The sequence below is a fragment of the Variovorax sp. P5_A3 genome (genome assembly GCF_056400665.1).
In genome coordinates, this window is record NZ_JBFUKW010000034.1 from 1 (window position 1) to 17,563 (window position 17,563).

The window sequence follows — 17,563 nt, forward strand, 5'->3', positions numbered from 1 at the left end:
TTCTGGCCTTCAGGACCGGTCTGGTGCGTCTTGAGCTGCATGCCGAGGATTTCGCCGGCGAGCTTCTTGACGTCTTCGATCGACTTGGCGACCTTGACGCCACCGCCCTTGCCGCGGCCACCCGCGTGGATCTGGGCCTTGACAACCCAGACCGGGCCGCCGAGCTTCTGAGCGGCTTCGACCGCCTCCTGCACTGTGTACGCCGGAATGCCGCGCGGCACAGGCACGCCGAACTTGGCAAGAATTTCCTTGCCTTGGTACTCGTGAATCTTCATGACTAAACCCTTGAGAACTTGCGAAAACCAGTCGTGGCAGCTCGAGACTTGGCTCAAGGGCCCATCGATTGAACATTCCGGACGGCCAAAATCGCTCCGGCAGGCGTATTATGCACAATGCATTGTTGCAAGGAACGATACTATGATGTGTCGAAACGTAAGGCTGAGGGCGCACTCTGTAGAGTGTTGCTCCGCGCCGATTCAAAGAGGATGCAGGGTATGCTATGCACGATAGTCGCCCACGAGCCAACCATGGAATATCGAACGAAGGAAGAACAGGTTGCCGACTTCTTGAGAGAGGGCATCATCTCGGGTCAATTCCCACGGGGATCTCGTCTGAAACAGGCCGAGATCGCTGAGCAATTGCGTCTCAGCATCACGCCTGTGCGAGAGGCACTCAAGCTGTTGGCCGCTGAGGGCTATGTGGATGGGGATTCATACAAAGGCTCTCGGGTCGCCGAGTTCGATCCCGCAGCGTCTTCCGAGACACTGAGCCTTCGAATGAACCTCGAGTCCCAACTCGTCCGCGCGGCGGTCGACAAAATGACCGCAGACGACTTGGTGGCGGTCCGCGCACTCGCCGACGAGTTCGAGGCGGCCATCATGGCGGGAGATCGAAAGACAGCGCGCGGGGTCAATTACCGCTTTCACCGCCGGCTGTATGCCATTGCGAAGCTGCCCCAGACGCTGCACTTCGTCCAGATCCTCTGGGCCAAATACCCCTTTGATTTGATCAATGCCGAAGACGGTCGCGGCGAACTCGCGGCCGACGAGCACAAAGAGATCATGACGGCATTGGTCAACGGCGATGCGACAAGCGCCATGCTGGCAATGCGCCGTCACATCGAATCGGGTTGGGCGGTCCTGAAAAGCGAATAGCTCACCATGCTCGACAAGCGTGCAGATGGGTGCTAACTCGATTCCGACCCTGCAGACGGTCCGGTGATCGAGCCCTTTGACGTTGACCGGTCTCGCCTTTCAATGGATGAAGCCGGCAGCAGCACACCGGCTTCGATTTTTGCTCCTGAACCCGACATGAGGCGATCGATGCGCCTGGCGAGCAGGATCACCTTTCCGGTAAGAGCGTCGAGTAAGGCTCGCATTTGAGTTCAGGCGCGCTGGAGAAACGGCCTCTTCCCACAACCACCGGCTTCAGACCGCGTCAACAACGATGCGGCGGGCACGTTCGACCACAGGTCGATCGACCATCTTTCCCGCCAGCGCAAAGACCGCCCCTCCACTGGCTTCGAATCCAGCAAGAACTTCCCGAGCCCACTGCACCTGGTCAGCTGTGGGTCGGAACGCCTCGTTGACTCCCGCCACCTGCTTGGGATGAATGCAAAGCTTCCCGCCGAAGCCCAAGCTTCGCGAACGCCTGGCATCCTCGATAGTCGATTGAACGTCATCGATCGCAACGCTGACCCCATCGATGGGGGCCTCGAGCCCAGCAAAACCGGATGCCAGAACAAGTTGGGATCGCACCGACGTCATGACGTCACCGACATCCTCCATGCCAGAGTCCACGGCAAAGTCGACATTGCCAAACGCAAGCCGCGACACGCCTCGGGTAGCCGCCACGGCTTGGGCCTCCATGACCCCTGCGACCGACTCAATCAGTGCGACCACTTCCCGGCGAGAAGCTCCGTCGCCAGCGGGATGGCTTTGGTCAAGGGACTCCCGAATCGAGCGCGCGTCGGATTTCGGAACCATCAGACCGGCGTTCGGGAATGAAGCCATCACTCGGAGGTCCTCCACAAACCAAGTCGTATCGACGCTGTTGATTCTCACGATCGCCATCCCGCCGGCTTGCAGCCAGTCATGCACTGCATGCCGTGCCGCTTCCTTGCGCTCCGGCGCTACGGCATCCTCAAGGTCGATGATGATGCGGTGAGCACCGCTACTCGCGGCCTTGTCAAAACGCTCCGGCCGATCGCCCGGTACAAACAGCAGGCTGCGGGCGATCCGCGGCACGCCAAGGCCCTCTTCAGCTAACCCCCTAGGAGACGTACGTTCAACCGTCTTGGCGCCTGTCGCAATGTTTGACATCGTTATCTTTCTTCAAGAGCCCGTAGCGAACTCAAACGCCGTCCTGCAAATGCGTCGGCTCTCCGCTGTGAGGGCAGTTGCGGGGACGAGATCAATCAAAGGCTAGTTCATTCGCCGTAGTCACCTTGCAGAATCGCTGTATGGTTGACATCGCCGCGGAATGTTCCGCGGCCGTCAGAGCACAACAGCAGTCTTCCAGCACGACCATCTCGAAATCACGGTCGTGACCATCTCGAACGGCGGCCTGAACCACAGCATTGGTGGAAATGCCTGAACAGTAGATTCGACGGATATCCCCTGCACGCAAGATCGCCTCAAGCTGCGTGCTGTAGAACGGACTGACACGGTGCTTCACGATGTCCAGGTCTCCGGGCAATGGGGCGATGTCGGGGTGCACCTCAGTACCCCACGTGCCCAGCTTGAAGATACCTTTGGCCCTCGCGCCGCTGAAGATCGGCGACTCGGGAGGGCACTCCGCGTAGTCGGCCGAAAAGCCGACACGCACATAGGCCACACGAACACTCGCCGCCCTCGCCTTTCGCAAGGCGATCTGGGTATTGGCAAGGATCCGGCGCTGAGTGACTTGCTCCCCATAGGGCCCCTTACCGTTGGGCCCATCGGCGTGGACAAGGTCGTTCTCCATATCCATCACTAGGTAGATCGAAGCAGGTTTAGCCATTGGTTTACCTTAAGAAGCGTTGACTAGGTTCGCAGAAACGTCGGAGTGTTGGGCCAGCAAATGCGTGTCACTCCAAGGTGATCCCCGCCTTGCTCGTCACATTCTTCCATCTGACGACGTCGTCCTTGAGCATCTCGTTGAAGTGCGTGGGTTCATCCACCACCAGCTCGATTCCGCGGCTCGCCATGGCCTGCTTCGCTTCGGCGCCTGCAAACGACGTACGAAGTGCCTGGTAGAGACTGTTTGAGATTTCCGCAGGCATCTTGGCGGGCCCGAACACACCAAACCACGCCGTCGCCTCGTATCCCGAGACGCCTGACTCCCTAATAGTCGGGATCTGCGGAACTGCGGAAGACCTCTCGGCGCTCGTGATCCCCAAAGCGCGCAGCTGTCCACTGGTGATGAAAGGCATCGAAGACGGAAGCGTGTCGAAGTAGGCTGAAACCTGTCCACCCAGCAAGTCGGTGATCGCTTGGCTGCTGCCCTTGTACGGAATGTGCTGGAGCTTCTGAGCGCCCGTCGATTGGATGAACAATTCACCAGCCATATGGGTGATGTTCCCGTTGCCGGCCGACGCGTAGGTCACAGGACCATCGTGCTGCTTGACGAAACTGACGAACTCAGAGATCGTTTTGACCGGCAGCTTCGGATTGACCACCAGTACCAATGGCGTGAAGCCTACCTCGGTGACTGGCGTGAAGTCGCGCACCGGGTCATAGGGGAGCTTGGGATACAAGGCCGGGTTGATCGACTGAGTCGCCGTAACGCCTAACAGCAGTGTGTAGCCGTCGGCAGCGGCTCGACCGACTTCGGTCGCGGCGATGATCCCGTTGGCACCAGGCTTGTTCTCAACTATCACGCCTTGGGCAAGCTGATCGCTGAGATTCTTGGCCACCTGCCGAGCCACGAAGTCCGCCCCTCCGCCTGCCGGGAAACCGACCACCAACCGGATCGGCTTTTCCGGATAGCCCGCCGCAGCGGCTGGCGCAACCCCGCATATGCACGCCAAGACGGTCCACAACGATCGCAGAATGTAAATCTTCATAGTGTCTCCAAATGGCGGTAGGTGGTTTAAGCAGCACTCGCCGTCGCACGATCCGCCTGCTCGGCCTTTACCGGGGCCCACAGCGGCCCATCGCTCTTGTGCTCAAGGACGGCACCGGAGACCTGCATCTTTCGGTACTGTTCCTGGTCGATGCCCGCCGAAAGCAATACGTCCCGGGTGTGCTCGCCGAGCTGGGGCGGCGGGATCGTCTCAGGCTCGGCCTGCAACGCCTGCGGAAACACAGGCACGTCGAACTGAAGACCTTCAAGTGAAAAGTGATTCAACTTTCCTGGTACGTGGGCTTGGGGGTTTGAAAGGACGGTCTCGATCGGGAGCACCTCGGTGAACCCGAACCCGGCAGCCGCGAACTTGGCTTGCAGGGCGTCGAACGGTTCGGCCACGACGGCAGCCTTGACGATTGCTTCCGATTCGGCAAACCGCTTTTTTCGTTGACGAAGAGTCTTGAGCGACTCGTCTTGGGCCTGCGGCAACCCGAGGACCTGGCAGAACTTGGCCCAGTGGCCGTCGTTGAGCATCAACAGATAGATCCACCGGTCGTCCGAGGTTCGATAGGCACCGTAACCGGGCATGCTGAATTCGCCATTCGGCTCACGTTCGGGGTGACCGAAGAGTTGAGTCTTCAACTGAACGCCGGCGAGGTCTCGCGCAGCCACGTGAAGCCCGGTCTCGTACAGCCCGATTTCCACATACTCGCTAGCGGAAGCTTGGTCGCCTCTCTTCTTTAGAAGCGACGACAGGATTCCGATCACCGCATAGGCTCCGGCGAACTGGTCATGGTACGAAGGACCCAGGCGGCTGGGCCGGCCGTTGATAACGTTCGCCTCCATCACCCCTGTTGATGCTTCCGCCACCGGGTTGGACGCCAGGTCGTTCTGCAGAGGGCCAGGGCCGTAACCGCGAATGTGGCAATAGATCAGTTCGGGCTGCACTTCCTCGCAGTCCTTCTGCGTGACCTTCAGGCGTCGAGCCGAACCCGGCGAGAGGTTGTGGATGAGGACGTCCGCGGTGGCGAGCAGCGCGCGAAATGCGGCATGCCCGTCTTCGCTCGCCAGGTCAATGCACACGCTTTTCTTGCCATGGCTGTAGGCGATGAACGTTCCGCTGGGGCCGCCACGCACAAGGCTGCGCGTGGGATCGCCGACGGGCGGCTCGACCTTGATCACTTCCGCGCCCAATTGGGCCAGGATATGGGATGCGAAAGGGGCAGCCAGCATGGTGCCCAACTCGATAACGCGGCAACCTGCCAGTGAGTTGTTTTGCAAAATGCTCTCCTAGTTGAGCGAATTCATCGAAAACAGAAATGGGTCCGACAACGTACGGGGTGGACCACACGTTCGACGCAATCTGAGAAGGAGTCAGTAGATGACCTCTCTCTCCTCCAGCTCGCGTCGCGCGACGGAGGACAGGCCCAGGAGCTCGCCAAAGACGTAATCCTCGTCTTGGCCCAGCGTTGGCGTGAGCCGCCGAATGCCGACATCGGAACTCGCGGAGAAGCGCGCCGGCGGTCCGACAGCAGCGCGGGCGGGAAGGCCCTCGGCCTCCACTTGCGTTATCGCTCCGCGCTGACGCAGGTGTGCGTCCGCCGTCAAGTCCTCGATGGTCCAGGACACATGCGCACCGACGCCCGCCGCCTGCAAAGCCGAAGCGCATTCGCCTGCATCGACGCGCGACAGCCACGCACTGAGCATCGCCTCGACGTCGTCATTGCGCTCCAGCCGCGCAGCAGTGGTTGCATAGCGAGAGTCGCTCCCGGCATCCTGATGCCCGAGTACCGTCGCAAGCGCCTTCCATTCATCGTCGTTGCGCACTGCGATGGTGAGCCAACGATCGTTTTGCCGAGTGGCAAAGACGCCATGCGGGGACATTCCGGGATGGGCGTTGCCAGGTCTCGTCGGCGATTCGCCGCAGGACGCCTGCAGCAACGCGTCACCCACCATGGCGGACGCAATTTCCCTTGCTGCCAAATCGACATGCTGCGCACGTCCCGTTTGCTTGCGCTGATGCAAGGCGGCAACCACGGCAAGGGCAGCATGCATGCCAGCGGTGTGGTCCATGACATGACGCATCTCGACAGGCGGACCGTCGGTGTAGCCACTCATCCAGCCGAGACCACCCCAAGCCCCAAACAACGGCGCGTAGCCTGCGAAGTGCGAATCCGGCCCCGTCTGGCCGGAGGCCGACAGAGAGAGCATGACGAGATCTGGTTTGATCTCACACAGGGAGGTGAAGTCGAGACCCAACCGCTGCATCACTCCTGGCCGGAAGCTCTCTGCCGTGACGTCGGACAACCCGACCAGACGTTTTGCGAGGGCGACGCCTTCGCCGTTTTTTAAGTTCAGGCGCACGGAAAGCTTGTTGGCTGACACCTGGTCGAAGGTGGCCGCCTCCATCCGTCCATACACCGCATGCGGTTTGCGGAACGCGTCCGGACGCGAACGACTCTCGATCTTGATGCACTCAGCGCCGAGTTGCGACAGCATGTGGGTGCAGAACGGACCGGCCGCATGGATGGTGAAGTCAGCGATGCGGACATTGTCTAGCGGGCCCATGCAGCCTCCTCTGTTTCTAAAGGTGTCTCCGGCAATTCGGGGCTTTGCCCGTACTCCCCCAATTCAGGCACTCCGCGCGTGACGCGAAGTGGGGTTTTTCTGAACTGGAACGGAGCGACCAACACCTCCGCCGTTGCGCCGCCAGGCAACGTGACGGGCGTGAAAAGCTGTCGTGCCAGTTCATGCTCACCACGAAGAATTTCGTCCGGCCCGCGGTACTTCGCCGCGGGGACGCCTAGCGCCTGTGCTCGCTCCACCATGGCATCCACGCATTGCCCACGGGCCCACTGGCGGATCTGCGCGTTGATCTCGTCGCCCCGACGACTGCGTTCCAGAGGGTCATCGAGCCAGGACTCAGTCGCCCAAGCAGGCCGGCTAAGTAGCTCGACGAAGGCCTGCCATTGACGGTCCTCTAGCATCAGGAACTCGATATATCCATCGGCTCCTTCGAACACGCCCCCATACCGGAAACGGCGCATAGTTCGGTGTTCAAGTGAACCATCGCCCAGGCGCTGGATGGCAAAAGCGCCCACAGCCGCGACGGCATCCTGAACGGCGGTGTCCACGACCTGTCCGCCGATCGACGGACGCGCCCACAAGGCAGCCAGAGCTGACAGCGCAGCGGCCACTCCGCCTTGATACTCCGCGAAGTGGCCGTAGATCTTCAGCGGCGGCCGGTCGGGAAACATCTCATTGGTGAGGCCATTTGGCAGGAGATAGCCCTCCCCCCCGGCATGGATCATGTTGATCTCTTCGCCCTTCCAGTCAGCCTTGTCGCCGAAAGCACCGAACGGCAGGACCGAGGCATGAATGAGCTGCGGGTGGCGCGTCGCCAAAGCGGCAGCATCGAGTCCCGCCGCATGGCGCGCGGCAAGCGGTGTGTCGTCGATCAGAATATCGGCGCGGTGCAGTTCGCGCTCCAGCGTGGCCTGTCCCTGCTGGGTCGACAGGTCACACGCCAGGCTGCGCTTGCCGGCGGCCAGGTACGCAAAGAGCGCACTCAAGCCACCCGCACTCTGCAGCAAGGGGGGCTCCCGCCGCAGCGGTGAGCCTTCGAGATCCTCGAACATGATGGTCTCTGCGCCCAACGCAGCCAGTAGCCTCCCGGCGTAGGCCGCGGCAACCCCTCGCGAACGCTCGATGACGCAGATGCCTTCGAGCGGGAGCCTCTCGGCTGCGGTTGGCATGTCTCGGATCCTCTTGTCTTTTTGGGTCAGCGAACGACGGGCAGTTCGAGATCGCAGCCGGAGCCGTCGACGAACGCCGGCAGCTTGACATCGCGCGAGGGAAGCGCAACCGTTGCGATGCCCGGGGTGGTCACTTCACCGCGCTGGTTCTCGGCCGCGATCTCAATGTCCACCAAGGCGAAGCCGTCCTTCACGTACTTGCGAATGACCTTGCCTTTGCACCAGGTGGTGTCGCCAACGATGTTGAACCGACGCATTTCGGTGCGCACGCGCTTGAGGAAACCTGCATCTCCCATCCAGTTGGTGATCAGGGTGGCCATCCACGACGAACGCTGAGGTCCATAGTCATAGGTACCGGGGACGCCCACTTCCTTCGCAACAGATTCGCGATGGTGGCCGATGCCCGTGTACTCAACTCCGCCGCCCGCTTCCGGATTGCGGAAGAAGTGCCCCGGGTGCTTGACCGCAGCCTGCAGCACGACGCCGTGCGTATGACCGCGACCACAGCCGACCAGGAAACCCATCGTGTCCATCAGCGACAGCGGACCGCGTGCGATGGGCGGCAGCTCTTCTCCGACTTGCACTTCCTCCCAGTAGCGAACGTTCGATCCCCGGATATTCTTCGGCTCATCCAGGACCGCCTGATCGATGCGGTCATGCTCCTCGCTGCTGTATTCGTGCTGCGAGATGTCGTTGTACTTTCCAGTATCGCGGGCCGCTTTCCGTTCATGGCGCGTGCATGTTCCCAACCCGCGGGCCAACAGTTCGCCGCGCTGGTTGTAGTAGCACGCCTCCACGTACTGCAGCACCAGCCGCCCTGAAAACTTGCTTTCCTTCACCTCGACGCCAACCACGCGTTCGATCGCGCTGATGCGATCGCCAGGCCGGACGTGCCGGAAGAGTTCCCAGTCATTGCCGGCGTAAAAACCGTGGACGCCGGGCAGGCCCCAGCGCGTGCGGCCGAGCCAGCCGAAGGCCATGGGGAACATGGGATGACCAACCTGCGTGCCGAAACGCGTGGCCATGCCATAGCCTGGATCGCGGTACAAGGGATTGAGGTCGCCAATGCCGTTGCACCAGTTGCGAAGCGTGTCCGCGGTGGCGTCCTGCAAATACGGGCCTTCGGGCCGAAGTTGCAAGCCGATCATGGCCCTTGCGTCTGCGATTGCCGCGTCCGTGATGATTCCCTCTGCCGGGCGATACCCGGCTTCCGCTTGACCTGCTTCACTTGGTGTATCGACCACTGAGCTCATGGAACTTCCTTTGAAAACAAAACGATGAAACGGATGCGTTGACTAGCTTCAACGTCCGACCTGGCTACCTGCGTGCACAATGCATTATCCACCAGTTAGGCGATTTGGCGCAGTTTTGCCCAAAAGAATGCATTAGGGTATTCCCGGTCTTGCAAGTTACTTTGTGGGCCCGCTCAGCCCCCTCCAGGCCAATCCAGCAGATCTAGTTCGTGGAGGCGGAGCACGGATGGCCCGCAAGCGCGCGGCCGTGTCGCGCCAAGCTCTTCGGGTTGACTAGGGTCCAGAGAAAAGCGGCTTTTGATACAACACATTCTTGGCCGCTCAGCGGCCGACGCTCATACTCGACCTAGCCGATCCGCGGATAGAACAACAGGTTCTCCGTCATCGCAGAGTTCGTGCAGAGGTAAATTGCCCTGAAGCCTCGTCGGAGAGCCTCGGCCTCAGCGAAATGCGCATCCGACGCGGTCTTCTGACTCGCCGGCGACACTGCCACGGTGTCGATGTAGAACCCGGCTGTCTCATATTGAACAAGCACACCCACTAGCCGGCCGGCAAGTTCTGCTACCCAAACCTTGCCACTGGCTGTGAGTTCGGCATAGTCGGCCAGCATGCGAGCAGGTAGCCTTAGCGTCACGTCCGAGGACGCCTCGATGGCCCGGACCACCAAGTCTTCATCCACGGTGAGTCTGATCCGGACGTCGTGTAGCGGTCGGCCAGCCGGCACCGGTTGAGAGGATAAAAGTCGACTAAAAGCGAACGGTTTTCGGTCAACTAGATGCGCATCGACGTCATAGAGCCCGTCATCTCTCGCGTGCGCGCGCATCTCTAGTGATGTGAGTTTAGAAGTGCGTTGAACTATTCACGAGGCACCACCGCAGCACCGAGTTCCTGCGGTTCGACATCAACAACACCAGGCCAAAGCCCTTTGTCTGGTCGAAAGCCGCCGATGACATCCTCGCCAGCGTCGAAAGGTTTTTCTACAAAAAAGCAGAGGCCGACGCACAATGCATTCTATATACTTGTGCCGGCTTGAGCGGGCTCAGCGAACCCATCGCCAGAAGGCATCGCCGCGGATGCGCTGGAATCGGCCTTCGCTGTCGGTGGCCTCGACATGGTCGATGTGGCCGCCGGCTTCGCGCAGCGCGGTCACCGTATGGCTCATGAGAAAGCGCACGCCGGCCATCTCGGCCAGCTTGACCAGCTCGCGCGCGAAGCGGTTGGCGTCCCCCGATTCGTCTTCCGCCGTGTAGGTGGCGCCGGCCAGCTGGGGTCGGATGTGGGCCAGCGCGGGTTCGATCTTCACCGCCTCGTCGGCCGAGATCACTTGGCGCTAGCAGCCCAGTGCGCGCATCTGCTCGGCCGGCTTCAGCGCGCCGTCGAACTCCTTTTGCGTCGTGTGGAAGTGCAGGATGCCCTGCGTGCGCTGGTCGTAGGCCAGGCCGGTGTCGCGGCGCAGCTGCTGCAGCGTGTCGCGGCTGTAGGTGCCGAGCCGAACGATCTGCTCGATGTTGTGGCGGGTGCGCGCCGGCGTGCATTCGCGCAGGAACTGCAGGCCCCAGAGCCACCGGCGCATGTCGGCGCGAATGCGAAACAGCAAGGGGGCGTCCTCCTTGCCGAGCCATTGCAGCACCCTCAGCGGTGCGCTCGGGTTGGCCCAGGGCTCGGCATGGCTGACCGAGATGTCTATGTACCTCCGGCCGGCAATCAGCTGTTCGAGTACATCCATCGCGGTCTGGAGACCGGTCTGCTGCGATGGTTCGACGGCGAGCGTGTGTGCTGAGCAGACCCCTCGCATTGGGCAACCCATTTGAATTTCGACAGGGCCATTTTTCTTGTACTCGCTGAGACCCCACTGGTAGACACGCGGCGCTGCGCCGCTACGAGACGGCATCGAACCACTTGGCGTCACCACCGAAGAGGTCGGTCAGCTTCCGCGCCCCGGCGAAAAGCGCCTGAAGCATCGGCCCCTGATCGATGTTCTCGAAGCGATAGCGCGGCCCGGAAATTGTCAGCGCGCCGACCAACTGTCGATTCACGCTCAACACAGGCACCGACAAGGCCGCGATTTCCGCGTCGTACTCGCCGAACGAGGCACAAGACATCTCGGCACGGACGCGGTCATATTTCTTTCCAGTCTTTTTCTCACCGAAAGCCAAAAGCACCTGTGGGGCGGCGCCCTTGTCGATTGGCAAGCGGTCGCCTTCGCGGATGGCATCCCGGATCATGCGGGCCGAGTCAACCCGATGAAGGCAAACCGCATGCTCACCGTCACGGATATAGAACGATGCGCACTCGTACGTGGCCTCGACCACTTCGCGCAGCACCTCCGGCACGTGTTCCGAGGTGCGGCATTGCCGCTGGTAGATCGCACCGAGCCGCAGTGGCGCAGCACCCAACTGAAAAGAGCCGTCGGCCAGGCGCTTGAGATAGCCCATGCGCTGCAGCGACTCGGCCAACCGCAGGATCGTGCTCTTGTAGAGCCCCGTGCGGCGCGCAAGATCGGCGAGCGTCAACGCATAGTCCAATTCGTTGAAGGCGTCGAGCAGGCTCAACGCTCGTTCCACCGCGCTCACCCCGGAATCATCAGCCATCGAATGCCACCCAGAAGAAGATCGACCAAGTTTAGCCCGACCCTCCCGGACACCACGCGCGCCTTGAACACTCTCAATGCGCGTCGACGTCCAGGCCCAGGAACCGTTCGAGCACCGTGGCATCGGCATCGAGATCTCCGGTGCGGCCTTCGTAGACAACAACGCCTTCCTCGAGAATGTAGTGCCGCCGGGCAAGCGCGCGGCAGACTGAAAAGCTCTGCTCCACAAGCACGATCGAGATGCCCGATGCGCCGACGCCGCGAATCAGTTCCGTGAGCTCGTCCACGATCACGGGCGCGAGGCCTTCCGTGGGTTCGTCGAGCAACAGCAGCCTGGGGCCCTGCACCAGCGCCCGCGCGATGGCGAGCATCTGCTGCTCGCCGCCGGACAGCGCACCCCCGAGATTGCGGCGACGCTCGCGCAGACGCGGAAACTCGTCGTAGACGCGCTCCAACGTCCATGCCGCGTGCTTTCTCTGTGCGATCTGCAGGTTCTCCTGCACCGACAGCAAAGTGAAGATTCCGCGGTGTGCGGGCACCAGCGAGATGCCGCGGCGCGCGATGTCGTCGACCGCCACGCCGGCGAGGTCGACGCCTTCGAAGCGCACCGAGCCGGCATGTGCATGCAGCAGCCCGACGATCGTGCGCATCGTCGTCGTCTTGCCCATTCCGTTGCGCCCGAGAACGCTCACGATCTCGCCCGCATCCACGTGCATCGAAACGCCATGCAGCACATGGCTCTTGCCGTAGGAAGCATTCACATTCTCCAGCACCAGAATGGCTTCGCTCATGACTGGCTCCCCAGATAGACCTGCCGCACCTGGGCGTTCTCGCGGATGGCCGCCGGTGCACCTTCTGCGATGACGTTGCCCTGGAACATGACGGTGATGCGATCGCTGATCCCCATGACCACACGCATGTTGTGCTCGACCAGCAGCACCGAGTAGCGGGCCTTGAGCCGCTGCAGCAGTTCGGCGATGCGGGGCACGTCCGCAAGGCCGAGTCCGGCCAGCGGCTCATCTAGCAACAGCAGGCGCGGTCGGGCGACCAGGCACATGCCGATTTCCACCACGCGCTGCACGCCATGCGCGAGTGAAGCGACCGGTGTCGCGGCATGGCGCGTCAGCTCCAGCTCGCGCAAGACGTCCATGGCAACGTCGAGCCTTTGCGTCTCACGCGTCCAGTTGCTCCAGAACCTGTAGGACCGCGACGGAGCGACGCCCATCGCCGCCATCTGCAGGTTGTGCAGCACGCTGCTTTCGCCGAACAGACTCGTCACTTGGAAGCTGCGCGCCATGCCGAGTCGGGCTCGCCGATGCGCTCCAGAGCGCGTGATGTCCTGCCCCTCGAACACGAGGCTGCCGCGGCTGGCCGGCAGGCGGCCGCTCACGATGTTGAAGAAAGAGGTCTTGCCCGCACCGTTCGGGCCGATCAGCGAGTGCAGGCCGGTCGTGCCCAGCTCAAGATCGATCTTTCCGACTGCCGTGAAGCGGCCGTAATCGAGCCCAAGCCCGCGAGCAGCGAGGAATGGGTTGCCTGCTGTGGTCATGCGTGATCTCCTGCGTGCGCGCTGCGGCGATCCCGCCAATGCGCCCAGGCACCGCCGAGCCCGCGAGGCGCGAACAGCACCACGGCAATCAGCACCAGGCCGACGATCATCTGCCACCTCGGCCACAGCTGCGAGAGCTGCTCGGCCATCAAGGTCATGGCGAGCGCGCCGAAGGCCGCGCCAAGAAGCGACCGGCGTCCGCCGAGGATCGCCATGATGAGGATGGTCTCGGACGTCATGAGGTCGATGTTGGACAGCGGCGCCGAGCGCAGCTGCAACGCGTAGAGCGCGCCGGCCAGCGCGGTGATGCCCCCGGAAAGGCAGAAAGCCAGCAGCTTGAGCCTTTGGACGTCGTAACCGGCGGTCTGCGCGCGCACCTCGTTTTCGCGCACCGCGTCGAGTGCGCGGCCGAAGGGCGAACGCACCACGAGGCGCAAGAACGCGATCGCAAGCACGAAAACCACGGCGATCAACCCATACTGGCCAGCGCCTTCGCCGACGATGCCCTCGAGGCCCGTGACGGGGCGCGGAATGTCGAGCAATCCGTTCTCGCCGCCGGTGAGCTGGGGGAACGACAGTGCGGCAAAGTAAGCGAGCTGCGCCATCGCAAGCGTGATCATCACGAAATAGATGCCGCGCTGGCGAATGCTCAGCACGCCAATCGCCAGGGCCACGATCATGCCGACCCCCATGCACACCGGCAGTGCCGCCATGCCCGTGCCCGGTGCCGCCTTTAGCACCATGCCGACGGCATAGGAGCCCACGCCGAAGAAGCTGCCCTGCGCGAAGCTCAGCAGTCCGGCGTAGCCCAGCAACAGGTTGCAGGCGGCCGCCGCAATCGCGAACACCAGCACCACGCCGGCCGTGGCCGTCGATCCCATCACCAGCGGCATGGTCAGCGCAAAGGCAGCCAGCGCCAGGCAAAACAGCCCGGAAGAATGTTTGATCTTTTCAAGCACGGCCGAACAACCCCTTGGGCATGACGAGGAGGATGCCCGCCATGACGATGAAGATGGCGAGACGCGCGCCCTCGGGCCAGATCGCGCTCATCATGCTTTGCGTGACGCCGATGATCAGTCCGCCCACCAAGGGCCCGCTGAAGCTGCCGATGCCGCCGAGGACCACCACGACGAAAGCGATCACGATCGCCTCCGCACCCATCGAGGGATCGGCGCCGCGCAGCGGTGCGGCGAGGCCTCCCGCCAGTCCGGCCAGCCCTGTTCCCAATGCGAAGGTCAAGGCATAGACCCTGCTGACCCTGATTCCGAGCAGGTTGAGCATCTCGGACGATTCGTTGCCCGCACGCACCCGAGCGCCGAATAGTGTGCGCTCGAAGAGAAACCACAGCCCCAGCCCAACCACTGCGCAGACCCCGAATATGACGATACGGTAGACCGGGACCGGATAGGCACCGAGCATGAACACGCCGGCGAGCATGTCGGGCATGGGCACGTGCTGCGACTCGGGCCCGAAGATCATCACCACGCCTTCGGTCAGGATGAATGTCAGGCCGACTGTGATGAGGATCTGCGACTCGTGCGGCATGCGATAGGTGCGCCGCAGCAGCCAGCGCTCCGCCACCACCCCGATGACGGCCACAGCCGCGAACGACGCGGCAAGGCCGAGCAGGAAGCTGCCGGTCTGCGCAGTGACGAACATCGCGGTGTACGCCCCGATCAGGAACAGTGCACCATGCGCGAAGTTCACGAAGCCGAGCAGCCCGAAGATGATGCTCAGGCCCACGGACAGCAGGAAGTAAACCATGCCGACTCCGAGCCCATTGAGCGCCTGGAACAGGTAGATGTTCATGGCCCGCTCACACCAGCTTGCAATCGGACTCGGCCTGGGGAACCAGCGCGCGCGACGAGGCAAGGATGTCGGCGTAGTCGTCCGCGTCTTTCATCGCCGCCTTCTTCTTGCCGCGCACCAGTAGGTAGTTCTTGGACACCTGGTGATCGAATGGGCGGATCTGCTCGTCGCCCGTCAGGCCCTGGTAGCTGTGGCCTTCCAGCGCCTTCACGATCGCGGCGGGCTCGTCGCTGCCGGCGCGCTTGGCGGCGTCGAACATCAGCGTGGCGACCTGGTAGTCGGCGGCCGAGTAGAAACGCGGATTCTCCTTGAACTCGCCCTTGTAGACCCGCACGAAATCCTTGTTCGCGGGGGTGTCCAGCGTATGCCAGTACTGCAACCCGAAGTACATGCCGTCGGTCACATCGGCGCCGAGCGCCTGGAAGGTGTCGAGTCCCGAGAACCACACGACCACCACAGCCATGCGCTGCTTGAGGCCGAAGGTCGCGGCCTGGCGCAGCAGGTCGAGCGTGTTGGCGCCGAAGTTCAGTACCACCAGCACGTCGGCGCCGGACCCCATGGCGTTGCCGAGGTAGCCCGAGAACTCCTTCTCGGCCAGCGAGTGGTAGCTGTTGCCCACGTGTTCCAGCTTCGTTTCCTGCATCACCGCCTTCGCATTGCGCAGCAGCGCTTCGCCGAACACGTATTGGCCGGTGATGGTGTAGACCTTCTTCCACTTGGGGTTCTGCTGGATCAGAGGCCGCATCACCGTGTTGACCGCGCCGTAGGTCGGCAGGCCCCAGCGGAACGTGGAGCGATTGCAGTCCTTGCCGGTGACTTCGTCTGCACCGACATAGGTGATGTAGACGCCCTTGTTCTTGTCGATTTCCTTCATGATGGCCAGGGCTTCGTTCGACAGCGCGGCGCTGCCGAAGTGGCGCGCCTTGTCCTGGTCGATGGCCTGCTGCACCTTGCGCACTGCAATAGCGGGATTGCCTTCGCTGTCTATCTTGCGGTAGTCGATGGGCCGGCCCAGCCCGTTGCCGAAGGCGGTGACAGCCGCGCGCACGCCAAGATCGCTGTACTTGCCGCTGGTCGCGAAGTTGCCTGAAAAGGCGTTGACGCTGTAGTAGCTGAAAGGCCTGGCCTGTGCGATGGCAAAGCGCGGCAGCATCAAGGAGCCGGTCGCGGCGGTGCCAGCGACGGTGAGGAAGGAACGACGGTCCATGGTTTGTCTCCGTTGGGGTTTTTTGTAAGGGATGTGCGTGCAGCTTTCGCGGCTCAGGCCGGCTGCGTGGCCGCGGCATGCTGGCCCGCGCGGCGGCCGAAGACCAGGCCTCGTAGCACTGAGGTCGAGCCTGTGTAGACCTGGTGATAGATGCCCATGGTTTCGCCTGCGGCATACAGCCCCGCGATCACCCGGCCGTCCTGGTCGAGCACCTGCGCGTCGCTGTTGACCTTGAGGCCACCGAAGGTGAAGCAATTGGTGGAAATGATCGGGTAGGCCTGGAACGGACCCTTGTCGATCGGCCGCGACCAGTGGCTCTTGCGCACCGCCAGACCGGTGGTGACGCGGTGGTCGACGTGCAGCGGATCGAAATCTCCCAGGTCTTTCGGACAGGCCGCATTGAACTCGTGCACGGTGCGCGCGAGGCTGTCCGCGGGCACGCCGATCTGGGCGGCCAGTGCCTCCAACGTGGGCGCGGTGATGGAGGGCTGATCGGAGCGAATGCTGGTTCGCCAGCGCGGGATCTCCTCGACCTTCGCGTCGAAGATCACGTAGCTGATGCCGTCGGGTTGATCGGCAATGCAGCGTGAGATGTTGTCGTAGTGGGCGTCCACCGTGCCAGGGGCCTCGTCGGTGAAACGATGTCCGTGCTTGTCGACCAGGATGCCGTAGGGATAGATGAAGACCACCGCTTCGGCCAGCTTCGAGCGTGGGTCCACTGGCTCCGCGTGGTACGAACCGTACTCGCCGGCGGGTGCCGCGCCGGCATCCAGCGCCATGCGAATGCCTTCGCCCTTGTTGTAGTAGCCGCCGATGGCCACAGGGCGGATGTGCTTGCTGCGAAGTCCTACGTAGCGAGTCATCATCTCGGGGTTGCCCTGGAAGCCACCGCTGGCGAGCAGCACCCTCTTGGCGCGCAGCACCTCGCGCACGCCGTCGGGACGGATCGCGACGACGCCATTCACAGCGCCCTCCTCCCCGCGCACCAAGTCGATCGCAGTGGTCCGATAGCGAATCTCGCCGCCCAGTGCGAGTGCCTTCGCGCGCAGGGTTTCTATCAGCGCCAAGCCACCGCCCATTGCGGCGATGCGCAGCGTTATGGGCGAAATGCTCTTCGAAGTCGTCCGAGACTTCCGAGTCGTTTTTCATTCGCATGTAGGCTTCGGTCCAGCGCGAGTTGCCGCCGAAGTGCTCTTCTTCCGAGCGCTCGAGGTTGACGACCTTGAGGCCCGCTTCCAGCGCAGTGACCGCGGCAGAGAGGCCCGCGACGCCGCAGCCGACGATCAGCAGGTCGGTTTCGATCTTTGAATTCATGTTGTCTCCGAGGACGGCGCACGGGCGCCGGGTTGTGGG

At 62.4% G+C, this 17,563-nt stretch carries 16 protein-coding genes and 2 pseudogenes; 1 reads left to right on the forward strand and 17 read right to left on the reverse strand.

Features of this window, described 5'->3' with window-relative positions:
* Nucleotides 1-275, reverse strand: a 275-nt coding sequence (locus tag AC1D3B_RS32060) for an ATP-grasp domain-containing protein (protein WP_478191192.1), incomplete at its 3' end; no start/stop codon positions are given.
* A 252-nt stretch (nt 276-527) separates the two neighbouring features.
* On the opposite strand from AC1D3B_RS32060, the gene AC1D3B_RS32065 reads away from it, so the two are divergent.
* Nucleotides 528-1,154 carry a GntR family transcriptional regulator gene (locus tag AC1D3B_RS32065; RefSeq protein ID WP_478194714.1) on the forward strand — a complete coding sequence of 209 codons (627 nt, stop codon included), beginning with the start codon at nt 528-530 and terminating at the stop codon, nt 1,152-1,154.
* A gap of 273 nt (nt 1,155-1,427) precedes the next feature.
* Here the strand turns inward: AC1D3B_RS32065 and AC1D3B_RS32070 are convergent, their stop codons facing one another.
* The 16 genes and pseudogenes from AC1D3B_RS32070 to AC1D3B_RS32145 all read right to left on the reverse strand — a co-directional run bounded on the left by AC1D3B_RS32070 (nt 1,428) and on the right by AC1D3B_RS32145 (nt 17,524).
* Nucleotides 1,428-2,321, reverse strand: coding sequence for an HpcH/HpaI aldolase/citrate lyase family protein (locus tag AC1D3B_RS32070; protein WP_478194715.1), 894 nt, complete (start codon nt 2,319-2,321; stop codon nt 1,428-1,430).
* 91 nt (nt 2,322-2,412) lie between these two features.
* Nucleotides 2,413-3,000 carry a cysteine hydrolase family protein gene (locus AC1D3B_RS32075; RefSeq protein ID WP_478194716.1) on the reverse strand — a complete coding sequence of 196 codons (588 nt, stop codon included), beginning with the start codon at nt 2,998-3,000 and terminating at the stop codon, nt 2,413-2,415.
* A gap of 67 nt (nt 3,001-3,067) precedes the next feature.
* Nucleotides 3,068-4,045: a Bug family tripartite tricarboxylate transporter substrate binding protein gene (locus AC1D3B_RS32080; RefSeq protein ID WP_478194717.1), complete on the reverse strand. Its 978-nt coding sequence runs from the start codon at nt 4,043-4,045 to the stop codon at nt 3,068-3,070.
* A 26-nt stretch (nt 4,046-4,071) separates the two neighbouring features.
* Nucleotides 4,072-5,328, reverse strand: a complete 1,257-nt coding sequence (locus AC1D3B_RS32085; protein WP_478194718.1) for a CaiB/BaiF CoA transferase family protein — start codon at nt 5,326-5,328, stop codon at nt 4,072-4,074.
* 93 nt (nt 5,329-5,421) lie between these two features.
* Nucleotides 5,422-6,615: a CaiB/BaiF CoA transferase family protein gene (locus tag AC1D3B_RS32090; RefSeq protein WP_478194719.1), complete on the reverse strand. Its 1,194-nt coding sequence runs from the start codon at nt 6,613-6,615 to the stop codon at nt 5,422-5,424.
* Nucleotides 6,603-7,802, reverse strand: a complete 1,200-nt coding sequence (locus tag AC1D3B_RS32095; RefSeq protein WP_478194720.1) for a CoA transferase — start codon at nt 7,800-7,802, stop codon at nt 6,603-6,605. The genes AC1D3B_RS32090 and AC1D3B_RS32095 overlap by 13 nt, the downstream gene beginning before the upstream one ends.
* Before the next feature lie 26 nt (nt 7,803-7,828).
* On the reverse strand, nt 7,829-8,950 hold the full coding sequence (locus AC1D3B_RS32100; protein ID WP_478194721.1) for an FAS1-like dehydratase domain-containing protein: 1,122 nt from the start codon (nt 8,948-8,950) through the stop codon (nt 7,829-7,831).
* Between the two features lie 451 nt (nt 8,951-9,401).
* On the reverse strand, nt 9,402-9,878 hold the full coding sequence (locus tag AC1D3B_RS32105) for a DUF2889 domain-containing protein (protein ID WP_478194722.1): 477 nt from the start codon (nt 9,876-9,878) through the stop codon (nt 9,402-9,404).
* A gap of 208 nt (nt 9,879-10,086) precedes the next feature.
* A pseudogene (locus AC1D3B_RS32110) lies at nt 10,087-10,736 on the reverse strand (FAD-dependent oxidoreductase); the annotation flags it as partial.
* Nucleotides 10,737-10,932: 196 nt separating this feature from the next.
* Nucleotides 10,933-11,775, reverse strand: a complete 843-nt coding sequence (locus tag AC1D3B_RS32115; protein WP_478194723.1) for an IclR family transcriptional regulator — start codon at nt 11,773-11,775, stop codon at nt 10,933-10,935.
* The gene (locus tag AC1D3B_RS32120; RefSeq protein WP_478194724.1) at nt 11,720-12,436 is read right to left on the reverse strand and encodes an ABC transporter ATP-binding protein; all 717 of its coding nucleotides are present in this window, start codon (nt 12,434-12,436) and stop codon (nt 11,720-11,722) included. The genes AC1D3B_RS32115 and AC1D3B_RS32120 overlap by 56 nt, the downstream gene beginning before the upstream one ends.
* Nucleotides 12,433-13,194, reverse strand: coding sequence for an ABC transporter ATP-binding protein (locus tag AC1D3B_RS32125; protein WP_478194725.1), 762 nt, complete (start codon nt 13,192-13,194; stop codon nt 12,433-12,435). The genes AC1D3B_RS32120 and AC1D3B_RS32125 overlap by 4 nt, the downstream gene beginning before the upstream one ends.
* Nucleotides 13,191-14,153, reverse strand: coding sequence for a branched-chain amino acid ABC transporter permease (locus AC1D3B_RS32130; protein WP_478194726.1), 963 nt, complete (start codon nt 14,151-14,153; stop codon nt 13,191-13,193). Before AC1D3B_RS32130 ends, AC1D3B_RS32125 begins: the two co-directional genes overlap by 4 nt.
* Nucleotides 14,146-15,003, reverse strand: coding sequence for a branched-chain amino acid ABC transporter permease (locus AC1D3B_RS32135; protein ID WP_478194727.1), 858 nt, complete (start codon nt 15,001-15,003; stop codon nt 14,146-14,148). Before AC1D3B_RS32135 ends, AC1D3B_RS32130 begins: the two co-directional genes overlap by 8 nt.
* A 7-nt stretch (nt 15,004-15,010) precedes the next feature.
* Nucleotides 15,011-16,210, reverse strand: a complete 1,200-nt coding sequence (locus AC1D3B_RS32140) for an ABC transporter substrate-binding protein (protein WP_478194728.1) — start codon at nt 16,208-16,210, stop codon at nt 15,011-15,013.
* A 53-nt stretch (nt 16,211-16,263) separates the two neighbouring features.
* Nucleotides 16,264-17,524, reverse strand: a pseudogene (locus AC1D3B_RS32145) (FAD-binding protein).
* Between the last annotated feature and the right edge of the window lie 39 nt (nt 17,525-17,563).